Origin of the sequence: Chryseobacterium arthrosphaerae (assembly GCF_001684965.1) — a bacterium.
Classification (GTDB): Bacteria; Bacteroidota; Bacteroidia; order Flavobacteriales; family Weeksellaceae; genus Chryseobacterium; species Chryseobacterium arthrosphaerae.
The window spans coordinates 730,215-753,936 of record NZ_MAYG01000001.1; the positions used below are offsets into that span (position 1 = coordinate 730,215).

Consider the following 23,722-nt stretch of genomic DNA (forward strand, 5'->3'; position numbering starts at 1 on the left):
AAACATTACTGCAGATTTTCAAGGACTTACAGGCTTATATTTTTCTGGCATCTGCCTTGTGTAATCTATTGTAACAAAATGAGTTATCTTTAATATGGATACGAAAATAGTAAAAAAGAAATCGAAATTAAAATTTGTTTTAGGCGGATTGATTCTGTTGGGAGTTGTGATACTCTCCAGCTGGTATTTTCTGCTGCAGAAAAAAACATACAATGTTTCTGCCGAAAGTATTCAGACTGATGTGGTTACCCAGGGGAAATTTGAAGATATGCTGATGGTAACGGCACAGACCCAGTCGCTTAATTCTTCACTGGTCAATGTTCTGGAAGGTGGTGCCGTGAAAGAGATCTTTGCAGAAGACGGGCAGATGCTCACCAAAGACCAGCCCATTGCAAGGGTATACAATCCCAATACGGAATTTACGTATATGAGCCAGGAAACAGGAATTATGCAGCAGATCAGCCAGATGTGGAATACGCTTCTTGAGCTGAAAAACCAGGAACTGGCTCAGGATAAAGAACTGCTGCTGGCACAGAATGACTACAATACGGCACTTCAGAATTTTAACCTGCAAAAGAGACTGTATGATGCAGAAATCGGAAAAAAAACAGATTACGACGTCAGTGTACAGAATCTTACCTATCAGAAACAAAGAAAATCAATTGTTGAAAAAGGGTTTTCTGCTGAGAAGAATTCAAGAAATGCACAGATGTCAGCCATCAATACTTCAATGGGGCAGATGGATAAGAGCCTTCAGATCTTACGTTCCAACAAAAACAATTTCCTGATCATGGCTCCTGTTTCCGGAAGGCTTTCATCATTTTCCATTTCATTGGGCGAAAACCTGACAACAGGGCAGAGCATCGGAAAGATCGATCTGATGGACGGCTATAAACTGGTGGCTAAAGTAGATGAATACTATATCAATAAACTTCATAACGGCATCAAAGGTGTGCTCGATAATAATAATCAGCCTTATGAAGTCATCATTACCAAAATCCTGCCGGAAGTAAAGGACGGTCAGTTTCTGGTTGAACTGAATTTTACAGAAAAGAAACCGGACAACCTTACAATAGGAATGACTTTCGGACTGAAGCTGAAGCTTTCCGCAGATACCCAAAGCATCATGCTTCCCAAGGGCAGTTTCTCAAAAGATACCGGCGGAAAATGGATCTTTGTGGTCAAAGGAAATAAAGCAGAAAGAAGAACAATCAGCCTTGGCCGGGAAAATCCGCTCTATTACGAGGTAATGTCAGGATTGAAGGCCGGTGAAACGGTGATCACATCAGATTATGCAGATCTGAAAAAATATGAGATCCTTGCTATTAAAAAGTAAAAAGATGAATATTTTTAACCTTTTGTTTTCGTCATTTAAAAAAGAACTTAATCAATTAAACCCATAAAAAAACATTATCATGATCAATATACACAACCTTTCAAAAATATACAGAGCCGAAGACGTACAGACGCATGCCTTAAATGAGGTGAGCCTGAGCATTAAAGAAGGTGAATTTCTCGCTATAATGGGACCTTCCGGATGTGGAAAATCAACCTTCCTGAATATTATCGGGCTTCTGGATACTGCTTCGTCAGGCTCCTATAAATTTGAAACGGCAGAAATGATGGGGCTGAGCGAAAGAAAGAAATCTGATGTCCGTAAGAAAAATATAGGCTTTATTTTCCAGAATTTTAATCTGATCGATGAACTGACAGTCTATGAAAATATTGAATTGCCCCTGATCTACAACGGAGTTTCCCCTTCCGAAAGAAAAAGAAAAGTAGAAGAGATCATGGATAAGATCAATATTTCCCACCGGGCCAAGCATTATCCGCAGCAGCTTTCCGGCGGGCAGCAGCAGAGAGCGGCAGTCGCAAGAGCTTTGGTAACAAAACCCAAACTGATTCTCGCAGATGAACCCACAGGAAACCTGGACAGCTCTAATGGTAATGAAGTCATGAACCTGCTGGCAGAACTTCACAGAGAAGGATCTACCATTGTAATGGTGACCCACTCTTCCTATGATGCAGGTTTTGCCTCCCGTATCATCAATATGAAAGACGGTGAAATTTTTAATGAAGAACACGCTTCCCAGAGAAAAGATGTCTTTGCAAAGGCTGATGCCGGAGCATTCGAATAAATCAGAAGTGTTTCATCAACTATCATTAATTACAATATTACTATTATGCTTACCAACTGGCTCAAAATTGCCCTGATCAATTATAAAAAAAACTGGCTGTCGACAGGTATTAATTTATTTGGACTCACCATTGGCTTAACCGGCTTTATGCTCATTCTGATGCACTGGAATGATGAAGAATCCTATGAAAGATGGAACCCCAAAAAAGATCATATCTATGCTTTTCAGTCTTACTCCAAAAAAGACAATTCCTATGGAAATAATATTTCTATTCCAATGGCCAAACGGGCTAAGGAAATGATTCCGGGAGTTCAGGATTACGTCCTGTTCAGCGGATCAGGAATAGGGGTGAAGATAACTGCAAAAGACAAATCGGTGTATCAGAAAGATGGAATGGCGGTTTCTGAAAGCTTTTTCAATTTCTTTCCATTCAAACTGATTGCAGGAAGCTATAAAGATGCGCTGAAGGGGGAGAGTTCCGCAGCGCTTTCCACTACTGCTGCCCGGAATATTTTCGGCAAAACCGATGTGGTAGGGGAAAGTATCAAATTTGATGGCAAGAATTACAGTGTAACTGCTGTGTATGAACTTCCGGAAGGAAATTCACAGATAAAACCGGAATTCGTTTTCAATCCTGTTCAGCAGATGAAGGAGAATGAGAACAGTTGGGGAAATTTCAGTTATGGCTGTTTCTTTATGCTTAAGGAAGGTACTGATCTTGCTGTAGTACGGCAAAAATTTATAAAAGATATCTTTGAATACCGTGCAGCCCGGGATGGAAAATCCTCAGGATTGTCAGTACAGCAGTATCTTGATCTGTATGGTCCTACAGACAGCCTATTGACGCCACTGGATGGGCTGAAACTCCACGCAAAATCTTCCTGGTTTGGAAATCCTGATTTCAAAACACTGATGATCCTCTTTACGCTTTCTGTTCTTATTGTTGTTTTATCAGCCATCAACTTTATCAACCTGAAGACGGCACAGGCCTCTCAACGTGCTAAAGAAATTGGCGTGAGAAAGGCAATCGGCAGTACCAAAACACATCTTGTCCTGCAGTTTTTGCTGGAAACATTTGTAATCTGTATTTCATCTTATCTGCTTTCACTGGCTTTAACGGAGCTGCTCCTGCCAGGCTTCAATAAATTCTTTGGTAAAGAAATCAAGATGACCGACTGGCATATTTACTTTTACTCTTTTGGGATGATCCTTCTGGTTACGCTGATTTCAGGACTTATTCCGGCAGTTTATCTTTCAAATTTCAAAGCGATAGAGACCCTGAAAGGAAATTTTGCCAGAAGCAAGCATGGCGTTTGGATGAGAAACGGAATTCTCACCTTACAGTTAATCATCTCTTCATTTTTTATTATTGGCGGGCTTATCGTTAATCAGCAGGTGAAATACATGATGAACAAAGATCTTGGCTTTAACGGAAAACAGGTAATGATGATCAACTTCAGTGAAAGTAATCCGAAACCGTGGCTGAAATATGAGCGCCTTAAGACTGATATGAGAAATATTCAGGGAGTGACCGATGTCTCTTACGGGGAAGCTGTGCCGGGAGAAGGAAGATATGGCAGTTCCAATATGGATTTTATGGATAAAAGCATTCAGGCCCAGCATGGTTCTATGGACTATAATTACCTGAAGTTTATGAATGTAAAACTTATAAAAGGACGCTGGCTGGATCCGAACCTATCATCTGATACAATCAGCAATATTTTAGTGAATGAAGCTTTTGTAAGAAAATTCGGATGGAATGATGATCAGGCCCTGAAGAATGAAATACAACCCGGATTTGATGACAAAAAATATAAAATTGTAGGTATTGTAAAAGATTTCAATATAAGAAGCCTTAAAAGAGAAGTAGAACCCATCGTATTTTTCCATTACAGGCAGACAGGATGGAAGCGGTACAATATCTATAACATTCAGCTGAAAATAGCTCCGAACGATATTGACGGGACCGTAAAAAGGCTGAAAACCTATTGGCAGACCAACGTGGAACCGGGCTATCCTTTTACCTATTATTTTGTAGATCAGCGATTTGCCAAAACTTTTGAAGTCTATCAAAAACAGCAGACCTTATTCACCATTCTGAATGCTATGGTACTTATGGTAGCTCTGCTGGGACTTTTTGCACTGTCTTCATTAATGATCGAACAGAAACTGAAAGATGTAGCGATCAGAAAAACATTGGGAGCTTCAGATCATACACTTGTTTTCGGATTGACAAGACAGTTCCTGTGGATTGCTGTGATTGCTGTTCTGATCAGCGTTCCGATCTGCTATTTTCTGATGAACGAATGGCTGAAAGATTTCGCCTACAGAATAGATATGCCGGTATGGCCGTTCATCGTAAGCTTTTTAACATTACTGGGATTAACGTTTGCTGTCGTAAGTATCAAAGCGTATAAAGCAACCAAGGTAAACCTTATAAAATATCTGAAGTATGAATAATTGAGCGTATGGCTCATTAATGATTAAAACCGCAACGTACTCATGAAAAATTTCATTTTCCTATTTTTTGTTGGCCTTTATCCGGCACAGCAGGCATGGAACCTGCAGCAGTGTCTCGACTATGCTTCCAGTCATCATCCTTTGGTAAAGCAGGCTACAGTAAACGTCAGCAGGAATGAAAAGCTTATTACGGGATCAAAAGGAATGCTTTTACCCTCAGTAGAAGCAGGAGTGAGGCATACTTACAGTTTTGGATCTTCTATCAACCAGTCCAGTAACCAGAGAGAAGCTCTCAATACCCAATATGATCAGTTTTATGCCCAGGCAGACTGGAATCTCTTTAACTGGAAAAATATTCTGGATATTTCTCTGTCTAAACTGAATAAAGAAACCAGCATCTATAAACTTAAGCAGGCCCGGAATAAGGTAAAACTGAATGTGATCCAGATGTTTTTTGCCTATCAGAACGGCAGAAGCTGGCTTGAAGTACTGGAAACCCAGATATCCGGAATGCAGGAACAGATCAAACGTACCGAAAAAGAAGTGGAGATCGGGAACAGGCCTAAAAGTGATATTTACGATATCAAAGCGAACCTGGGAACTTTACAGGAGCAGTGGGTCTCTGCTAAAAATCAGCGGGATCAGTCAAAAATTAACCTGTTGAATGCCTTGTCCATAGCCGAAGATTCCCTGGATTTTGTGATGGCCGATGAAAATCTTTCTTCAGAGGCCGAGTTTCATGATCCGGACTTTACCCGGAAACTCCTGGAAGTAAATCCCGCTTACCAATCGGCAATCGCAGAAATAAAAGCCCAGGAAAAAAAAGAAGCTATTGCAAGGGCAGGCTACCTGCCGACTTTAAACGGCAGCTACAGCTGGTCAACCTTTTATAATAAAGTATTGGGGAAAGATAACGGTTCTACCGTCAGTTTCTCTGATCAGTTTTCACAGAATAAAAATCAGTCTCTGAATGTTGGGCTCAGCATTCCCATTTTCAATAAACTTCAGGTAAAAACCAATGTGGAAACCGCAAAACTGAACAGTATCAGTGCACAATACGATAAAGAGCTGGTTATTAATGATCTTACTCAGAATATAAATTCCATTAAGGCACAGTTTTTAAATGCCCAGGAGAAATACAGCCTGCTGGATGCTAATTTTGAAAATCAAAAACTATCCTTCCAGAAATCTGAGGAAAAATATAAAGAAGGATTAATGGATGCCTATACTTTTTTCGTAGTCAGGAACGGATGGCTTCAGGCTAATTTTAACCTCATCACCAGCAGAAATGATGTGATTCAGCAGACAGAATTACTCAAAGTATTACAAACAGAATTTTAAATTTCAGATCAGTCATATTTTTAGGAAAGCGGTCTTCATTATTTTGAAGACTGCTTTTATTCATGCTTTATCAGAAGAGAAGGAAATGACCAAAAAAAACCTGAAAAAATAGGCTCAAATAAAAACAAGCGATTGTAATGAAAATAAATGTAATTTTAAGATCATAATGGATTGTAAAAATCCTTTTCAAACTCAAAAAGCTTATGGAAATCGTAACGGATTTGGATACTATCAATGAAATTTTAAGGAAGGCTGATTATGATCAGGCCGGAATATGGCTATTTGATATAACCCATAGAAAACTGGCCATAAAACTTTATTCAAATGAAAATGAAGACGTTATTTATTTGGTGATGGGAAGTTGCTTGTATATAAAAGGAAATTTTTCATGGAAAAATCCTGACCTGTTGGTGAGTATGGTTTTTAATATTGAACATTCAGAAAATGAATATAAAATACGGGATCATAAAGCCGATTTTGAACTAATTGGTAACAGCAGAATTGCATTGGCTAAAGGATTGGAAACTGAATTTGGAGATTCCTTTGAAGGCTTTTTGAAGGCGTAGATCCCAATCTATACATCATTAAAAAAAGGATATTCCAAAACACCGGAATATCCTTTTTAAATTTTATGGAGTTGTCACTTGCTGAATGACATAGCTTTGCCGGTCCACCGTATGGGCAGAAAAATAACCCAGGGCACCATTGCTGATGTTGCTTGGCGGATTGGCAGGGGTAGTTCCCCCGCCGTTACCACCGGTGATCTGAAGCAGGGCATTATAATAGGTAAATATATTAGGACTGATGCACTGCATTTCTACGTGGATGGTATCTCCTGGCACTACCTCGTGATCTCTGCCTTTGTTGTCATCATTAGGCAGAATCAGAGGTTGCTGATTCGGTAATCCGTTATTGACGTTGTCTGAAGAGACATTCATATATTTTTTAGTCAGATTATTGATCGTAAAGCTGAATAAATAGCGGTTGCCCAACGGTGCCGGGTCTGTAAAAACCGGTAAAAGTGTATAGGTAGTCTTGTCTCCAAATTTAAAAGAGCTCTGTGCCAGATTCAGTAAAGGTACCGGTTCAGGCATCGTGCTCTGAGCGGTATATTCCTTTCCTTCGGCCTGTACTTTCAGGGTATAGGTTCTGCCCGGATCACCATAGAAAGCAGTCGTCTGGTACATTCCGTTTCCTACATAGTGAAGCGTTTCAGTCTGTCCGTTATCATCACTTAAAACAACTGTGGCGCCGGTAACAGCTGGATACTGATTGGGATCCGAAACATTGACAGATTTTGTTATTTTCACCGTGTAAGGGCCCACTTTATCCGTTACATTTCCTTCAATAACGATATTTCCGCTCTGATTGTTGAGATCCAGATCAATCTCTTTTTCACAGGAAGTTAAAGCAAACAGGGATAATATGATAAAATATGTATTTTTCATGATTTAGAATTTGAAGTTATAAGTGATATTAGGTACCCAGCGGAATAAGGAGGTCTGCATGGCACGTGTTGTTCCGGGACGGTCAGGATTATCTTCGAAATTAATAATGTAGGCATTCTCACGGCCATACAGGTTATAAATTCCGAAAGTCCAGGAACCACGGAAACGTTTGTTGGATTCCGGTTCATAGGTCGCACTGAGATCCATTCTGTGATATGCCGGCATTCTGTCGGCATTCCTGTTACTGTATTGGAATACTGTTTGTCCGTTCAGCTCATATTTCCCGGTAGGAAAGGTCACTGCATTTCCTGTACTGTAAACAAACAGTCCGGAGAAAGTCCACTTGGGATTCAGCTGATACGTAGCTACTATGGAAAGATCGTGGGTTTTGTCCATTCTGGCATTATACCATTCGTTGTTATTGATTCCGTTGATCTTTCTTTCCGTTTTGGATAAGGTATAGGAGATCCATCCTGTAAGCTTTCCGCTTTTCTTTTTGGCAATAAGTTCCAGACCGTATGCTCTGCCTTTTCCAAACAGCAGTTCACTTTCTACATCTGCTCCTGTATCAAAGGCGATCTCAGCTCCGTTTTTGAAGTCGATCTGGTTTTGCATGGACTTGTAATAAATTTCAGCATTCAGCTCATAATTATTGTTGTTGAAATTCCTGCTGTAGCCCACACTGATCTGATCTGCAATTTCAGGTTTTACAGTATAGCTGCTTCCGATCCATTGGTCTGTAGGATTTCCGCTGTTGCTGTTGCTTAAAAGATGGAGGTTTTGGGTATTCCGGGCATACGCTCCCTTCACACTGCTTACTTCGTTGATACGGTAATTGGCTGAAACTCTCGGTTCAAGATTCACGTACGTTTTTCCGAATTTCCCTTTTTCCAGAAACCTGCTGTCTGTAAGCACGCCGTTTTCATAGGTATTGAAGGTATCACCCCCCAGGACACTGAACATAGAAAGCCTTGCTCCGTAATTGATGGTCAGCTTTTCCGTAGCTTTAAAATCATCATTGATATAAAGTGCATTTTCCCAGGATTTTCTGGGATTTCTCGGGTAGCTGCTTACACTTGTACCTCCGGCACTGCTTGGAGTGATCGTATGATAAATAGACTGAAGACCGAAACGTACAGAATGTTTGTTTCCTGCAAACCATGTAAAATCCTGCTTCAGATTCCAGTCCTGTATTTTAGAGTTCAGGTCAAAAACGCTGTCATCATTTTTCAGACTGATCTTATAATCATAATTGCTGTAAATAAAAGAAGTATTGGAGAACAGCTTGCTGTTGATAATGCTGTTCCAGCGCAAAGTAGCTGTAGTATTTCCCCAATCTGTTGAGAAGGTATCTCCCAGGCCCAGCACATCCCTTCCGAAATATCCCGAAAGATAAAGACGGTTGTTTTCATTGAGCTGGTAATTGGCCTTTAAATTGAGATCGTAAAAATAAAGTTTGTTGTCTTTATAATCTTTAGACGTTTTCAGGAACAGGTCGGCATACGTTCTTCTTCCGGAAACAATGAAAGAAGATTTTTCCTTTTGAATAGGACCTTCCACACTTAATCTGCTGCTGATCAGCCCAATCCCTCCGTTGATGTTGTAATCTTTATTATTTCCGTCCTTCATTTTCACATCCAGTACGGAAGCAAGACGTCCTCCATATTGTGCAGGACTGTTTCCTTTAATGATGCTGGCATCTTTTAAGGCGTCACTGTTGAATGTACTGAAGAATCCAAGTAAGTGAGAAGCATTGTACACGGGAGCTTCATCCAGCAAGATCAGATTCTGATCAGTGGCACCTCCTCTTACACTGAACCCGCTGCTTCCTTCACCATTGCTTTTAATACCAGGAAGGAGCTGTATGGTTTTCATCACATCCTTTTCACCGAAAAGAACCGGAAGCTTTTCTATATTCTTAATGCTTAATGTTTCTGCACCCATTTGGGCAGACGTTAAGTTTTTATCCTTTTTTATTCCTGTTATTACCACTTCATCAATTGCCTTGGCAATCTGTTCCTGCGGACTGAGCGGAAGATCCAGTTTCATATTCTGGTTAACGGTGATGTCCTGTTCAAAATCTTTATAGCCCGGATAGGAAATAATAACCTTGTAATTTCCTTCCGGTAACGATAGAGAATAGAAGCCATATTCATTGGCAATCACATTGATAGAAGGGTCTTCAGCTACTTTTACACTTACTCCGATCAGGAGTTCACCGTTTTTTTGATCCTTAACAGTTCCGCTTACCTGGTATTTTTGTTGTGCCATAGCCCAACTGCTGAAGCAGAGTGCGGCTGAGGCAGCAGCAATTTTAAAAAAAGATGTTTGCATTAAGTTTATTGTTTTAAAGTAGTAAAGATTTTCTTATAGGAGGTTATAGTTTGTTGATGTTGAATTAGTTGAAGAGAAAGTGGATTAGTTACACGAAAAAAATAATTTTAAAATTAAATTATCGTGAAGCACATATTTCCTGTTTTCATCTGTCCTTCCGGGATTTTCAGAGGCAAATATAAACGCAAATATCATAAAATCTTATATTATGTAGTGTATATTTCTTTTTTTAACAAATAATAATTCACTGTATGATAATATTAATATAGATGTTTTTTAAAAGGGATTTATTTTTGAGGTGTCTGTTCAAACCCGCTTCACACCGGGGGTGTTATCATAATTTTTAGTTAATTAACCCAATTAGGGAATCCGGATTCCGGTAAAATCATATTTTTGACAACTTAATATAAAATCCATGAAAGCCAGAACAAGTTTTTATATGGCAATTGCCCTGGGAATACTGGGGAACCCTCTCTCTGCCCAAAATCAAACTGAAACAGATCGTGAAATTGCTAAAGTAGAATCAGGGCTGATGCCCGTTACCCGTTTTGAAGGAGAAAAACTCTGGACATTAGCTTCCCGGATGAAACATTATAATGTTCCCGGCGTAAGTATCGCCGTGATCAAAAACTCCAAAGTAATCTGGAGTAAAACATACGGACTGGCAGACGTTGAATCTAACATTCCGGTGAACTCACGGACTTTGTTTCAGGCAGCCTCTATGAGTAAGCCCGTAAGCGTTTATGCGGCATTAAGCATCCTGGAAAAAAGAAAACTTGATCCTGATGCAGACGTGAATACCTATCTGACCTCATGGAAGATCCCCGACAATCAATTTACAAAAGATAAAAAGGTCAGCCTTAAAAATATTGCCAGCCATACTGCCGGTTTTACGGTGAGCGGCTTTCCCGGATATGAGCCGGGAAAACCTGTACCCACACTCATCCAGGTGCTGAATGGCCAGAACCCTGCCAATACTTCAGCTGTGGTCGTGGATCAGGTTCCCGGAAAATCCTTCCGGTATGCCGGTGGCGGATATTGTGTAATGCAGCAGATGCTTATCGATATCGAAAAGAAAGATTTTCCCACCATCATGAAGGAAAATGTACTTCAGCCACTGGATATGAAAAACAGTACTTTCGTTCAGCCATTACCGGAATCCCAGGTTCAATGGGCTGCAACAGCCTATAATATGGATGGGAAAAGAGTGCAGGGAAGATATCATACCTACCCTGAAATGGCCGCTGCAGGACTATGGACCACCGCTGAAGATCTTGCCGGATTTGTTATCGATATCCAAAATACACTGGGCAATAAAAGTACAAATATCGTTTCTCAGAAAACAGCAGAAGAGTTTACAAGCCCTTTCTTTGATAAATTTGAAGGACTGGGAATTTTCCTTGAAAACCGGAAAGGAGAAACTTATTTTACCCATGGCGGCTGGAATGAAGGGTTTTCCAGCAGATTTATCGCAGGCAAAACCAGTGGTGATGGGGTAGTGGTTCTTACCAATACCAATAAGCCTGATTTTATAGAAGAATTAGTGCGGTCAGTAGCCGCAGTGTATCATTGGCCGGGATATACCAATCCTGTAAATAAGATTTTACCTTTAAAAGAAGAAGATTTCAGACATAGCGTAGGCCGCTACAGATTTAATAATTACGGGCTTTACAGGGTCTACCGTGAAAAAGGAAAGCTGATGATGAGCATCAATGATATTGAGAACCCGGTGGAACTTATAAAAGTAGGAGAAAATGCGTATACCACCCGAAACTGGGATTACAGGTCAGAATTTGTGAAAAATCCTGAGACCGGAAAACCGGAGCTAGTACAGGTTTTGCAGGATAAGACCATCCACTCAAGAAATCCACAATTGGGTAAGGATGAAAATACACCTTTAGAGCTTATACTGGAAGGGAACTTTGATAAAGGACTGGCAGCTTTCCGGAAAGCTAAAACTGAAAATTCCGATCATTACTTTCTTTCTGAAGATTTTCTGAATAATGTAGCCTACAGCCAGCTCCGGGAAAAAAAGTATACAAAGGCCATTGATGTTTTCAGAACCATTAATGCATTATATCCTGAAAATAAAACCGTGTATGAAAGTTTAGGAGAAGCCTATCTGAAAGCAGGAAAGAAAGAAAACGCAAAACAGGCTTATCGTAAAGCGCTGGAAATAAATCCTGAAAATGAAAATGCAGCAAAAGCTCTGAAAACACTTTAATACAGAAGATAAGAGCCCTATATTCAAATAAAAAACATGGAAAATCTGAAAAAATGGATCATCAATAATTGGTCTACACTCATCTTAACAATGCTCTTTGTAGTATTGTTGGTCAGTCCGGATGCCAAAGCATGGCTGATGAGGCAGGTAGCATCAACCGGATTATTAAATTCCAGTATATCTGAGGCTAAAAAGAGTCCGGAAACTGTTTCGGGCGTATCTTATGCAGATTTCATTCTGAAGAATGAGGCGGGCAAAACTGTTCAGATATCAGATTTGAGAGGAAAAGTTGTTTTTATCAATTTTTGGGCATCATGGTGTCCGCCGTGCCGGGCAGAATTTCCTTCCATTCAGAAGTTTTATGCAAAATATCACTCAGATCCTGATATGGTTTTTCTGACGGTGAATCTGGATGATGATCCTGCTTTGGGGCAGGCTTACCTGAAGAAAAACGGGTTTACAGTTCCATTGCTGACTGCAGTGGGACCCGTTCCGAAAGAAATTTATGACGGATCATTACCTACCACCGTGGTTTTGGATAAAAAAGGAGAAATAAGGCTCCATCATACAGGAGTGGCTGATTACAGCAAGGAATCTTTTTATAGAGAAATTGACAGACTGCTGAGGTAAAATACGATTGAATGATTATATTGTACCGTGTTAAAGAATGAGATGATGAACTGGTATACCTTATTTTCTTTCCATCCCAAAGAAGATTATTATTTTTCTGTTATTGATAAAAAGGGAGTTATATTTGATAAATTCCAGTTTCAGGAATGCAGGGATATCCCTTTAAGAAACAATTGTATTCCTGTTAAAGAAGAATTTACAGAGAAACATCATGTAAACCTGGAAGCTTTTCTGGACGAATACGATCTGTATACCTGCTACACGGGCGGCGTAGGAGATTTATTCTCCGAAAAAGCAGTTGTTGTCCTCAGAGAAGAGTTGAAAGATGAAATAGAGTTCATACCCTGCGTGCTGAAAGGAAAGCCGGTTCCCGTTTACGCTGCATTATTTCTCAAAACGGCCCCTATTGTAAAAGATTTTGACGGAATGGGATTTACATTTGAAGAAAAACAGCCTTTACCCATTAAATATGCGGTTCAGGATGAAAGCAAAGGGATTAAGCTCTGTACACAAGCCTTTGCAGACCTCGTGGAAAAACACCAATTGAAAATTGAGTTTACATTACATACCTCATGAGAGATCTGCTCACATATTATTGGATAAAAAATGGTCAGCTGCATCCCGTCTTGATTTTAATAACGCATTGACTGCAAGCAAGGCTCCCCGGTCAGACCAGTACCAATTGAGATTTTCACATCAAAAGAATACAGAATTCAACCTGTTATGAACTTATTTAAAATACCGGATATTGAAGAAGCAGAAGCTGAAATTCTAAACAATAAAGGAATCTTTCAAAACTTTCCGGCAACCATTGATTTTTCATTTCCGGAGCGGTATAAAAAAATAGTTACCCGGATCAGAACCATTGAACTGGCTTCAGAAGCAATCCTTTTCAGTTCTGTAGAATCTGTTAATGAAAATAAGGAATCGGGGTTCAGGGAACACTGGTGCTTTGCGGCGAACGGACAGGGAGACCGATGGTTTCTTGACCGGAATGAGAACGTATTTTTTTATGATCATGATGAAGAAAGCTTACAGCCTATGGATATTCATTTTGATCAATGGTTACAAATGGCATTTATCATTCACCAGCTGGATCGGTATTTTGACGAATTGGACGAGATCCCGGAACCCGTACAGCAAGATTTTTATGCTGCTTTGAATGGTATACACCCCGGACTTAGTGAAAATTATCCGTTTAGAATTTAGTTTGAAGATTAAAAAAAAGAAGATTGAGGTAAGAAGTTGGGGGCGAAGGTATTGGATACACAAAAGAAATCTTTTTTGATATTAACCTTAGTACAACCAATTGAAGGAGAAAGTCATTCCTTATCCTTAACAATCTCCAACCTCAGCTCCCATTATTCTGAAGGTTTTTTATTACCTTTATATAACTAAATTCTAATCATAGAAAGGTATGAATATTCAACTTTTTTCGAAAAATGCACTGGTAGGAGGAGCTACGCAGGGAATAGGAGCAGGAATAGCCACTGAACTGGCAAAATGCGGAGCCAATGTCACTGTAATGGCCCGGAATGAAGCAAAACTTAAGGATTTCATCGCTACGTTACCTGTAGTGACTCCGGAGCAGAGACATCAGTATCTTACGGTAGATTTTTCAGATTTTGAAAGCTATAAGAAAACCATTACTGAATATTTTAATATCCATTCTATTGATATTCTTGTGAATAATACCAATGGCCCGGAACCGGGGCTGGCTCTTGAAAAAAACGTTGAAGATTATCAGAAAGCCTTCGATCTGCTTTTTAAGACTGTCTGTGAGACTACTTTGCTGGCTTTACCTCATATGATCAAACAGGGAAGCGGCCGCATCATCAATGTGTCCTCACTCTCTGTGAAAGAACCCATAGGGAATCTGGCGCTTTCGAATTCCATACGCTCAGCAGTGATTGCCTGGGCCAAAACCTTATCCAACGAGGTCGCTCAGCACCAAATCACGGTCAATAATGTTCTGACAGGCTATTTCGATACGGAAAGGATTCAGAACCTTATCCGCCATGAGTCACAACAGACAGGAAATTCTACAGAAGAAATAAAAAAAGCAAGGGAAAATAAAATTCCTATGAAAAGACTGGGCAAAACTGAAGAATATGGTCATCTGGTCGCCTTTCTGGCTTCTGAATACGCCTCTTATCTTACCGGCACAAGCATTCCTTTGGATGGCGGGCTGAATAATACGTATTAATCTGTTGATAATGAGATTTATATATTGAATTCAAGATGGTTGATGTTCCTGTTTCTAAACATTTCCAGCCTCTTTCTTTCAGATTCCAGCTCCTCATTTAATAAAAATTTTTATTTCTTCATGTAATAAATTCTTTCCATCAGTTGTCCTATCTATTATTGGAAAATAGTATATGAAAAACTGGTCTTTTAAAAAATGGAACACCGTACTCGGATGGTTCCTCTTCGCTATTGCATTGATTACTTATCTGTCTACCATGGAGCATTCCCTCAGTTTCTGGGATTGCGGGGAGTATATTTCTTCAGCAGTAAAGCTGGAAGTTACCCATGCACCGGGAGCTGCTTTATTTCAGATTCTGGGAGCCGTGGCCAGTATTTTTGCATTGGGCAAAGCAGAAAATTATTCAGTTGTTATCAATGCAATGTCGGCAATATGCAGTTCATTTACCATTTTGTTCCTGTTCTGGACCATTACTCATTTCGTAAGACGGCTATTACATAAAGATTTTGAAGAAATTACCAGGCATCAGGGAATTGCCATTCTGTTTGCAGGAGTAACGGGTGCTTTATGCTTTACCTTTTCCGATACATTCTGGTTTTCAGCAGTTGAAGGAGAAGTATATTCCATGGCGTCTATGTTTATCGCATTGCTGGTATGGCTTGTTACAAAATGGGAGAACGAATATAAGGCTGCTGACAGTGAACGGTGGATCATTCTTATTTTCTTTATCATAGGTCTTTCCGTGGGCGTACACATGATGTGTATGCTGGCTATACCGGCTATCTGCCTGATCTATTATGCCAGAAACTATACCTTTACCTGGAAGAGTTTTATACTCGCCAACCTGATGACCCTCGGCGTCCTGGCCTTTGTGTTCAAAATGATTTTCCCTCTGATCATGACAATGTTCGGGAAGCTGGAAATTTTCTTTGTCAATGGATTGGGGCTTCCTTTCCATTCCGGGACGATTGCAGCATTTGTTATAATGGCGGTTATCTGTTACCTGGTGATCAGATATGCAGGAAAAACAAAAAAAAATATCTATCAGACCATTGCTTTATCAGTTGTGTACATGATCATAGGCTTTTCATGCTGGCTGGTGATTCCGATCCGGGCCAATGCCAATCCGCCTATGAACCTGAACGATCCGGACACGGCTATCGGGATGAGGGATTATTACAACAGGGAACAATACGGAGACTGGCCTACCATCTATGGGCAGAATTATACCGCATTCCTTGATAGAAACGGAATAGAGAAAAATGAAGACGGAAGCTATAAAAGAGATATAACCGGAGATATTTATGAAAAAGATGAGAAAACCGGAACGTACAGGAAAACTGGAGAACGTTTCAATTATGTTTTCAATAAATCCCATATAAGCTTTATGCCGAGAATGTTTAAAGAAGATAAGGAGGTGATGGCCAATTATATTGCTTTGTACGGAGCGCCTGATTTTACATTCAATTATGATAATGAAGATGTGGCAGATAATCCTCAGGCTCAGCAGATCTTTGACGGGCTGAGGACCAAATATGAGGACGATTCCATTATGGTAGAAGATTATATGAAGGTAAAACCTTATGACCTGATCAAAGTACAGAGACCTTCTTTTGCTCAGAATATGGATTATTTTATTTCCTTTCAGAACGGATATTATTTTGTGCGGTATCTGATGTGGAACTTTGTAGGAAGACAGAACGACCTTCAGGGGCATATGGAAAATACCCATGGAAACTGGATCTCAGGATTTTCATTCATCGATAATGCTTTACTGGGGAATCAGGACCATCTTCCCGCCAAATTTAAAAATGAAAGTACCGTAAAATTCTTCTTTTTGCCATTGATTTTAGGCCTGATCGGATTCTTTTTTCAGCTGAACAGGGATTTCGGGAGATTTTATGCCCTTCTTTCCCTTTTTATTCTGACGAGCGTAGGTATTGTTTTTTATACAGGCGTGAAACCGTTTGAAGTAAGGGAAAGAGATTATGCCATGGTAGGGTCATTCTATGCTTTTGCTATCTGGATCGGCCTCGGAGCCGGTGCTGTTTTGTGGTTTCTGCAATCCAGGATAAGGTCCAATGCTGCTCATGTAGTATTGGGAGTTCTTCTGTTGGGAATTCCTTTTATGATGGGGTTCCAGAATTACAAACCGCACGACAGAAGTAAAAAGACGGCGGCTTATGATTCGGCATATTCATTCCTGGCATCATTGCCAAAAAATGATATTTTTTTCATTTATGGTGATAATGATACTTTCCCGGTGTGGGCCATTCAGGAAACAGAGAGGTTCAGGGATGATGTGAAGACGGTCAATTTTACACTTCTGGCCACTCCATGGAATATTGACCAGGTAAAAAGAAGAACTTACAATGCGATGGGAATTCCCGGAGAGCTAACCCATGAGGAATACAGAGACGGGGTCAATGATCAGGTTTATCTGATGAAGAAAGAAGATTGGGAAGGTTTGTTTGCCATGTTAAAAGAGCAGGGAGCTCCGGAAACGGAATTCCAGGAATTCAGGAAATATCTGACCCAGGATTCCCTGACATTAAAAGAAGCGATACAATTTCTGAAATCCAAATCTCCCACAAAAGATGAGCTGCTGAAAATGTATTTCGGGGAAAAAGAATATGAGAAATACAATATTATTCCGGTCAATAAATTTATTCTTCCTGTCAACAAAGAAAATGCGGTGAAGGCCGGAATTATAAAGAAAGAAGATCTCCCTGTTACAGTGGATCACATTACAATCAGCTATGAAGCCAATACGCTTTATAAGAGCAACCTTATGATGCTTGATATGCTGGCCAACTTCGACTGGAAACGACCGGTCAATTTCTCATCAGGAGGAATGTATGACAGTGAAAATATTTTTTACCTGGATGATTATCTGCAGTTTGACGGGTTCAGCTACAGGCTTGTGCCGATCCGTACGCCGCAAGGTCCTGATGGAGATAAAGGAAGAGTAGACGCAAATGATCTTTATAATATCGTGAAAAACTACAAATGGGGAAATTTCAAAGACCTGGGTATTTATTATGATGAAACAGCTACTTCCAATATTATTGGGTACAGGATGTCTGTAAGCAGAGCGGTCTCTGCCCTTGTGGCCAGTGGTCAGAAAGCCAAAGCATTGGAACTGTTGGATCTTGCAGCCAGAGAAATTCCTGCTGAAAAATACGATGATCCACGCTCACTGAGTTCCCTTGTTACCGGCTATATTGTTGCCGGGCAGGAACAGAAAGGGCTTCAGCTGGCAGAAAGGCTTAAAAAAGGAATATTTGATGAATATGAATATTATCAGAAACTTTCCCCTTCATTCCGGGCAGCTGCAAGAAAACAGATACGCACAAAACCTATGGAATATGCACTGGTAGTATCTGCCGTTACAGAAGCTTACAGAATGACCGGACAGGATGAAAAGGCTCATGCTTATGTACTGAAATCAGTGGTGCCGATAGATCAGAAATTCAATTCCTTTGTGAAGGGGCTTCAGCAGATGGGAAGAGAAAAAGCCATGAAGGAATCTGAAAATATTCAGCAGATCGTTCCTTTTTATCAATATTTATTTGACGTGATAAAACCTTTGGATTCTAACTATTCAAAAATGAAGGAAGAACAGATTACCAAAGCAATGATCAAAGCTACACAGTAAATGGAATCATGGGATTTTGAAAAATAATTTAAACCATAAGACGTACTAAGGTGCTATGAAGAAAAGCTGTTTCTTTCGCAGAATCATCTTAAAAAACTTTTTGAGTTCTTAGTCTTTATCAGATATTAAAAGTTCATTTAATATAGTTTGTAATTAAAAAAAGCCTTAACCTTCAATGGTTAAGGCTTTTTGACTGACATCTGCGAAACGATACTTTTCCTGCCATTATTTTTCCAGATAAATATGCTCAACTCATCCAACTGAATATTCCCCTTCAAAGAAAAGGTGTCAGATAAAAGATTTTGGATGGTGATAAAAAAACTTTATTATCATACAGGATTCTTAAACGCCTTACTGCTTTTCCTGAGATCCGATGGCCTGGATCGGGTAAACTCATGAAAAGTATCGCTGAAAGCACTGATGGAGCTGTAACCCACATCATCCGCAATTTCATTAATGGGTTTATCGGTATTTAAAAGCAGCTCAATCGCCTTGATGATCCTTAACGTTTTCAGGTACTGAAGAAAGGAAATATCCATATCTGCCTTGAAAAGACGGGACATGGAACGTTCACTCAACCCGAATCTGGCGCTTACATTGCCTAATGTGAGTTTTTCGCTGATATTCCATTCAAGGTAGGAGACTATCCTCATCATCTGTTTATTGTGAGTGGCCGGAAGAATAATCGGTAAAGGCTGTTTGTGGGTTTTGGGTAAGATCTTCTTTAATGCTACTAAAAATTCAAAATTTTCATCCTTATCCGTTACATGTTTTTCATCCCAGATTTCCGTGTATTTGATCATTTGAATCAGTAATTCCGAGGCAGGATAAATTCCCAGTTTACCATAAAAAGGATCCGAAACATCATCGTGGGCATAGAAATAAAGCGACCGGAGTACAGTGGCGGTATGGCCAATCTCTAAAATATGCTCCATTCCCTGCGGAATCCAGAAGAAATGTCTGGCAGGAACCACATATGTGCGGTTATCAATGGTAATATAAGCAATACCACCCTCTACATAGCTCAGCTGTCCTTTGGTATGTTTGTGGAACGGAATCAGTTTTTCTGATTTTTCATGCATGACAAATACACTTTTATCATGCCTGTCTATATCCGGAAGTGCAGCAATTAATCCCATAAAAAGAAACTGGTGGTAATGAAAATGCAAATATAGTCATTTGGCCGGAATCATGTAAAACTTGACTATTTTAGATAAATAAAATTTCCGGATTGAGGATAAATTTGCAGTGCAATAATTCGAAAAATTCAAATGAAAATCTATGTCACCGGACTGCTGATACTGGGAACTTCCTATGCTATATCAGCCCAGACAGGCAGTCCAAAGAACGATACCATCCGGATTTCCCTAAAAGAAGCATGGCAGAGAGCTGAAGAAAACAGCCGTCACATTAAAATCAAAACCATCAGTGTAGACATTGCAGAAGCCGAAGTAAAAGATGCCAAAAGGGAAAGGTTCCCTGAAATAGAAGTAAAAGGATCTGCAGAAAAAGCCTCCAACATTCCCATCTATGAAAACGGAATTTTTTCCAAACCTACCCAACACGAAGTTATACACACGCTTTACAGAGCCGGAGCAGATTTTTATTTAAATATTTACAATGGAAACAAGCTGAACCTTAAAATCAAGGAAAACCAGACGCTTCAGAAAATCAGTGACATCCGGAAAGAACAGTCCGTTTCCGATATTCATTACAAAACAGCAGCGCTTTATCTTGAGCTCCAGAAAACTCTCATTTTCAGAGATCTTATAAGACAGGATATTGCGGACCAGATGACCCAGCTGAAGGAAATAAAGGCCCTGTATAAAAACGGTGTGGTTCTGAAAAGTGATGTGCTGAGGGTAGAGCTTGAACTTTCCAAACGGAAAATGACTTTGACGACCATTGAAAATGATATCCTTATCGCCACCCAGAAGCTGAATATTATTCTGGGAATTCCTGATGAGCAGGTGGTCATCCCTGAAGCTCCCTTCAGTGAGTGGGATGAAAATACAACCTATCATGAATATCTGAAAATGGCACTGGATCACTCTTTTGATTATCATGTTTCAGAGCAGCAGACAGAATTGAGCAGGATTAAACTCAAGCAGGTAAAAGCCAATGTAAGACCGAAAATAGGTATGTACGGGGAGTTTTATTATGCCAATCCGCAGATCTTCCTTTATCCTTACAATCCGTATTGGTACTCATTGGGAATTATCGGGGTAAAAGCTTCGTTTTCCATTTCCTCCCTTTATCACAACACGCAGAAAGTGAAAGCCGCAGCACTGGAATTTGAAAAAGAGGAAGAGGTACATAAAGATACGGAAGATAAAGTAAGACAACAGGTAAAAGAAGCCTATTTGCGATATCAGGAAGCTTTGGAACAGATCAGAGTTGCTGAAACCAATGTAGCCCAGGCAAAGGAAAATGCCAGAATTATCAAAAATACCTACTTCAACCAGACTTCCCTCATTACAGAACTTCTGGATGCAGATATACAGCTTCTTCAGACAAAGTTTGAATTGGAAGCCGCAAAAATCATGGCCCAGAACAATTATTATTTACTACAAAATATCACAGGCGTTTTATAAACAATGAAAAAAAAATATACTCCCACCGACAGGCTGATTACAAAAATTACAGGCTGGATTTCCGTCTTTATCGTTGCCGCACTTGCTGTCTGGGGCGCTTTTACCCTTAAAAGCTATTACCAGTATGAGCAAACCAATGATGCGCAGGTTCAGGAATACATCAATCCGGTAATTTCAAGAGCCGGAGGATTTATTGTAGCAGTAAAATTTGAAGAAAATCAGGAAGTAAAGAAAGGTGATACCCTTTTGCTGATAGACAACCGTGAATATGTTCTTCAGCAGCAGCAGACCCAGGCCGCCCTTCAGAAAGCCCGTGCCGAACTGAAAGTACTGGAGAGCAACACCGGCACTACCGAAAAAGAAGCAGCTTCTGCACAGGCACAGGTAGAAGCCGGCAAAGCAAAAGTATGGAAGCAGCAGCTTGATTACAACCGTTACAAAAAGCTTTATGACGAGGAATCTGCCACAAAACAGCGCCTTGAAGATGTGAAAGCAGCATTGGATGTGAATGAAAGCGAATATCAGTCGTCACAGGACAATTACGCTGCATCCTTATCTAAAATAAATGACATCCGGGCTGAGAAAACAGTAGTACAGGCAGAAATTGCCAGATTGGAAGCACTGCTGAACCGCCACAAACTGGATGTGAGCTATACGGCAGTTGTAGCTTCGTATGATGGAAGAATGGGACGGAGAACCGTTGAAGTGGGGCAGATGATTGACGCCGGAGAAACCCTTGCATTTATCGTTAATAATGAAACCGATAAATGGGTAGTGGCCAATTATAAAGAAACTCAGATCAGAGATATGCATATTGGCGATCGTGTGAAAATAGTTGCTGATTCCTATCCGGACAGGGAGTTTCAGGGAACGATAATCTCACTTTCACCCGCTACGGGGTCCAGTTTCTCACTGCTGCCACCCGATAATTCTACCGGAAATTATGTGAAAATTGTACAGCGTATTCCTGTGAGGATCAGAGTGGATGGGAAACGAAAAGATATTGATATCCTTAAAATGGGAATGAACGTGAATGTATATGCTAATAAAAAGCATTCCTGATGACTAAAAGACAAATGCCTTTCTTTAAAAGATGGGCCCCGGAATGGCTTGTGAAAATCATCCTTTTTGCCATGACGCTGCCGGGAATCATTATATTCTTTCTGCCGCTGGCCAATGTGAATGCTGCCGCAGGATATTACGGAAGCGAGCCTGCTGATATTCAGTTTGCAGTAGCTCTGTTCTATGCAGGATACGTTGGCTTTTACAGTCTGGAAAGAAGATTTTTCAGTTTTCTGGCTGCTAAAGAATATTTTCTATTATTTACAACCTTACAGATAATGGCTTGCCTTATCTGCTATTTCACCCGTGAAATATATGTGCTCTTTCCGGTACGTTTTATTCAGGGGATGCTGTTTGCCGGAAATGTAAACCTTTCACTTACGCTGATTTTCACCAGGCTGAGCAGTGAAAGAGGGCGGGAGATCAGTTTCTCGGTATTCTTCGGTATCCTGATCTGCGCCCTGCCTTTCAATAATCTGATTACAGTGGATCTTATAGACTCCTATAATTTTAATATCGTCTACAAAACCGCTATATTTTCATACCTGCCGGGGCTTATTTTCCTGACCTTTGCCATGAGCAATTACAGGACTCACGCCCGGTTTCATTTGTATAAGCTGGATTGGCAGAGTTTTGCGGTGCTCAGTACCATTCTGGTGCTTATCGGGTACATTGCTATTTTCGGACAGGAGTATTACTGGCTGGAAGATCAACGGATTTCAGGAAGCGTCATTGCGATCATTATTCTGGGAGGAATATCTTTATTCCGTCAGCATTCGATCAAAAGACCCTATATTGATCTGAGAGTTTTCCGCTACAGGAATTTTAAAGTAGGGCTGATGGTCCTCTTCGTAATGTATATCTGCCGTTTTGCTTCCGGGATTACCAATACTTATTTTGCCACAGAACTGCATCTTGATCCGTTTTATATATCGTATATCAATGTTTTCAATCTTTCAGGACTGATCATTGGGGTCATTATTGCGTGCTGTATGGTTTTGCAGAAGAAGAGAATACAGTATATCTGGGTACCGGGGTTTTTAATGCTGCTGCTGTTTTATGTTTTGATGTATTATTCCTTTGATGTGCAGGCGGATGAGTTCAATTACTATATTCCGTTATTGCTACAGGGATTGGGTGTGGGGCTGATCATGGTTCCTACTATTATTTTTATTATATCCTCCGTTCCCGCTTCTATTGGTCCGTCAGCTGCAGCAATGGGGTTAGCAATACGTTATCTGGGTTTTTGTGTCAGCATTGCCCTGATCAACTTTTTTGAACTTTATGAAAAGAGCCGTCATTACAATGCCTTTCAGGATCATCTGAGTGCGGTAGAGCCTTTTGTAAAAGACTTTCTTCATAAGCAGACAGCTAAGCTTACCGCAAGAGGGATGCCCGAAGATCACGCTGTAAAGGCTTCCAATAAACTATTGCTGGGAAGGATGAATGTACAGGATCATGTACGTTTTGCTATGGATTATTATGAAATGATGATATGGCTTCTTGCAGGTTTTCTGTTGCTGATCGTGCTTTTCCCCTATCTGAACCGTACGGCACTTTATTTGAAATCCCGCAGATTATCTCCTGCGTAACCATAATGTATGATTAAATCAGCTCCTTTCACTTA

17 protein-coding genes are annotated in these 23,722 nt (G+C 40.2%); 14 read left to right on the plus strand and 3 right to left on the minus strand.

Annotated features, from left to right (window positions below; all coding sequences use genetic code 11):
• Window positions 1-94: 94 nt before the first annotated feature.
• The 5 genes from BBI00_RS03230 to BBI00_RS03250 all read left to right on the plus strand — a co-directional run bounded on the left by BBI00_RS03230 (window position 95) and on the right by BBI00_RS03250 (window position 6,505).
• Window positions 95-1,336: an efflux RND transporter periplasmic adaptor subunit gene (locus BBI00_RS03230; RefSeq protein WP_065397419.1), complete on the plus strand. Its 1,242-nt coding sequence runs from the start codon at window positions 95-97 to the stop codon at window positions 1,334-1,336.
• A 79-nt stretch (window positions 1,337-1,415) separates the two neighbouring features.
• The gene (locus tag BBI00_RS03235) at window positions 1,416-2,138 is read left to right on the plus strand and encodes an ABC transporter ATP-binding protein (RefSeq protein WP_065397420.1); all 723 of its coding nucleotides are present in this window, start codon (window positions 1,416-1,418) and stop codon (window positions 2,136-2,138) included.
• Between the two features lie 45 nt (window positions 2,139-2,183).
• A complete protein-coding gene (locus tag BBI00_RS03240; RefSeq protein ID WP_065397421.1) occupies window positions 2,184-4,598 on the plus strand; it encodes an ABC transporter permease in 2,415 nt (804 codons plus the stop codon).
• 42 nt (window positions 4,599-4,640) lie between these two features.
• A complete protein-coding gene (locus BBI00_RS03245) occupies window positions 4,641-5,939 on the plus strand; it encodes a TolC family protein (protein WP_065397422.1) in 1,299 nt (432 codons plus the stop codon).
• Window positions 5,940-6,142: 203 nt separating this feature from the next.
• Complete coding sequence (locus BBI00_RS03250; RefSeq protein ID WP_065397423.1) at window positions 6,143-6,505, plus strand: hypothetical protein; 363 nt, start codon at window positions 6,143-6,145, stop codon at window positions 6,503-6,505.
• Window positions 6,506-6,568: 63 nt separating this feature from the next.
• Here BBI00_RS03250 and BBI00_RS03255 read toward each other — a convergent pair whose 3' ends face one another.
• Together BBI00_RS03255 and BBI00_RS03260 are read right to left on the minus strand one after the other, a co-directional pair.
• A complete protein-coding gene (locus BBI00_RS03255; RefSeq protein WP_065397424.1) occupies window positions 6,569-7,387 on the minus strand; it encodes a DUF4249 domain-containing protein in 819 nt (272 codons plus the stop codon).
• 3 nt (window positions 7,388-7,390) lie between these two features.
• Window positions 7,391-9,721: a TonB-dependent receptor gene (locus BBI00_RS03260; RefSeq protein WP_065397425.1), complete on the minus strand. Its 2,331-nt coding sequence runs from the start codon at window positions 9,719-9,721 to the stop codon at window positions 7,391-7,393.
• Between the two features lie 415 nt (window positions 9,722-10,136).
• Between BBI00_RS03260 and BBI00_RS03265 the strand changes: the two genes are divergently transcribed.
• From BBI00_RS03265 to BBI00_RS03290, 6 genes are all read left to right on the plus strand, one after another.
• Window positions 10,137-11,945: a serine hydrolase gene (locus tag BBI00_RS03265; protein WP_065397426.1), complete on the plus strand. Its 1,809-nt coding sequence runs from the start codon at window positions 10,137-10,139 to the stop codon at window positions 11,943-11,945.
• A gap of 36 nt (window positions 11,946-11,981) precedes the next feature.
• On the plus strand, window positions 11,982-12,575 hold the full coding sequence (locus BBI00_RS03270; protein WP_065397427.1) for a TlpA family protein disulfide reductase: 594 nt from the start codon (window positions 11,982-11,984) through the stop codon (window positions 12,573-12,575).
• 42 nt (window positions 12,576-12,617) lie between these two features.
• Window positions 12,618-13,151 (plus strand): hypothetical protein, encoded by a 534-nt coding sequence (locus tag BBI00_RS03275; protein WP_123902218.1) that lies wholly within the window; start codon window positions 12,618-12,620, stop codon window positions 13,149-13,151.
• Between the two features lie 147 nt (window positions 13,152-13,298).
• On the plus strand, window positions 13,299-13,784 hold the full coding sequence (locus BBI00_RS03280) for an SMI1/KNR4 family protein (protein WP_065397429.1): 486 nt from the start codon (window positions 13,299-13,301) through the stop codon (window positions 13,782-13,784).
• A gap of 208 nt (window positions 13,785-13,992) precedes the next feature.
• A complete protein-coding gene (locus BBI00_RS03285; RefSeq protein WP_065397430.1) occupies window positions 13,993-14,781 on the plus strand; it encodes an SDR family oxidoreductase in 789 nt (262 codons plus the stop codon).
• Window positions 14,782-14,953: 172 nt separating this feature from the next.
• Complete coding sequence (locus BBI00_RS03290) at window positions 14,954-18,439, plus strand: glycosyltransferase family 117 protein (protein WP_065397431.1); 3,486 nt, start codon at window positions 14,954-14,956, stop codon at window positions 18,437-18,439.
• 329 nt (window positions 18,440-18,768) lie between these two features.
• Here BBI00_RS03290 and BBI00_RS03295 read toward each other — a convergent pair whose 3' ends face one another.
• Window positions 18,769-19,578: an AraC family transcriptional regulator gene (locus tag BBI00_RS03295; protein ID WP_065397432.1), complete on the minus strand. Its 810-nt coding sequence runs from the start codon at window positions 19,576-19,578 to the stop codon at window positions 18,769-18,771.
• 132 nt (window positions 19,579-19,710) lie between these two features.
• Between BBI00_RS03295 and BBI00_RS03300 the strand changes: the two genes are divergently transcribed.
• From BBI00_RS03300 to BBI00_RS03310, 3 genes are read left to right on the plus strand one after another with little or no spacing between them, the layout of a single operon-like run.
• The gene (locus BBI00_RS03300; protein WP_065397433.1) at window positions 19,711-21,033 is read left to right on the plus strand and encodes a TolC family protein; all 1,323 of its coding nucleotides are present in this window, start codon (window positions 19,711-19,713) and stop codon (window positions 21,031-21,033) included.
• Window positions 21,034-21,036: 3 nt separating this feature from the next.
• A complete protein-coding gene (locus tag BBI00_RS03305; protein ID WP_065397434.1) occupies window positions 21,037-22,095 on the plus strand; it encodes an HlyD family secretion protein in 1,059 nt (352 codons plus the stop codon).
• Window positions 22,095-23,687, plus strand: a complete 1,593-nt coding sequence (locus tag BBI00_RS03310; protein WP_065397435.1) for an efflux MFS transporter permease — start codon at window positions 22,095-22,097, stop codon at window positions 23,685-23,687. Before BBI00_RS03305 ends, BBI00_RS03310 begins: the two co-directional genes overlap by 1 nt.
• The last annotated feature ends 35 nt before the right edge of the window (window positions 23,688-23,722 follow it).

Coding starts and splice junctions, on each gene's coding strand:
- BBI00_RS03230 (WP_065397419.1), top strand. CDS start 95: ATGGATACGAAAATAGTAAAAAAGAAATCGAAATTAAAATTTGTTTTA.
- BBI00_RS03235 (WP_065397420.1), top strand. CDS start 1,416: ATGATCAATATACACAACCTTTCAAAAATATACAGAGCCGAAGACGTA.
- BBI00_RS03240 (WP_065397421.1), top strand. CDS start 2,184: ATGCTTACCAACTGGCTCAAAATTGCCCTGATCAATTATAAAAAAAAC.
- BBI00_RS03245 (WP_065397422.1), top strand. CDS start 4,641: ATGAAAAATTTCATTTTCCTATTTTTTGTTGGCCTTTATCCGGCACAG.
- BBI00_RS03250 (WP_065397423.1), top strand. CDS start 6,143: ATGGAAATCGTAACGGATTTGGATACTATCAATGAAATTTTAAGGAAG.
- BBI00_RS03255 (WP_065397424.1), bottom strand. CDS start 7,387: ATGAAAAATACATATTTTATCATATTATCCCTGTTTGCTTTAACTTCC.
- BBI00_RS03260 (WP_065397425.1), bottom strand. CDS start 9,721: ATGCAAACATCTTTTTTTAAAATTGCTGCTGCCTCAGCCGCACTCTGC.
- BBI00_RS03265 (WP_065397426.1), top strand. CDS start 10,137: ATGAAAGCCAGAACAAGTTTTTATATGGCAATTGCCCTGGGAATACTG.
- BBI00_RS03270 (WP_065397427.1), top strand. CDS start 11,982: ATGGAAAATCTGAAAAAATGGATCATCAATAATTGGTCTACACTCATC.
- BBI00_RS03275 (WP_123902218.1), top strand. CDS start 12,618: ATGATGAACTGGTATACCTTATTTTCTTTCCATCCCAAAGAAGATTAT.
- BBI00_RS03280 (WP_065397429.1), top strand. CDS start 13,299: ATGAACTTATTTAAAATACCGGATATTGAAGAAGCAGAAGCTGAAATT.
- BBI00_RS03285 (WP_065397430.1), top strand. CDS start 13,993: ATGAATATTCAACTTTTTTCGAAAAATGCACTGGTAGGAGGAGCTACG.
- BBI00_RS03290 (WP_065397431.1), top strand. CDS start 14,954: ATGAAAAACTGGTCTTTTAAAAAATGGAACACCGTACTCGGATGGTTC.
- BBI00_RS03295 (WP_065397432.1), bottom strand. CDS start 19,578: ATGGGATTAATTGCTGCACTTCCGGATATAGACAGGCATGATAAAAGT.
- BBI00_RS03300 (WP_065397433.1), top strand. CDS start 19,711: ATGAAAATCTATGTCACCGGACTGCTGATACTGGGAACTTCCTATGCT.
- BBI00_RS03305 (WP_065397434.1), top strand. CDS start 21,037: ATGAAAAAAAAATATACTCCCACCGACAGGCTGATTACAAAAATTACA.
- BBI00_RS03310 (WP_065397435.1), top strand. CDS start 22,095: ATGACTAAAAGACAAATGCCTTTCTTTAAAAGATGGGCCCCGGAATGG.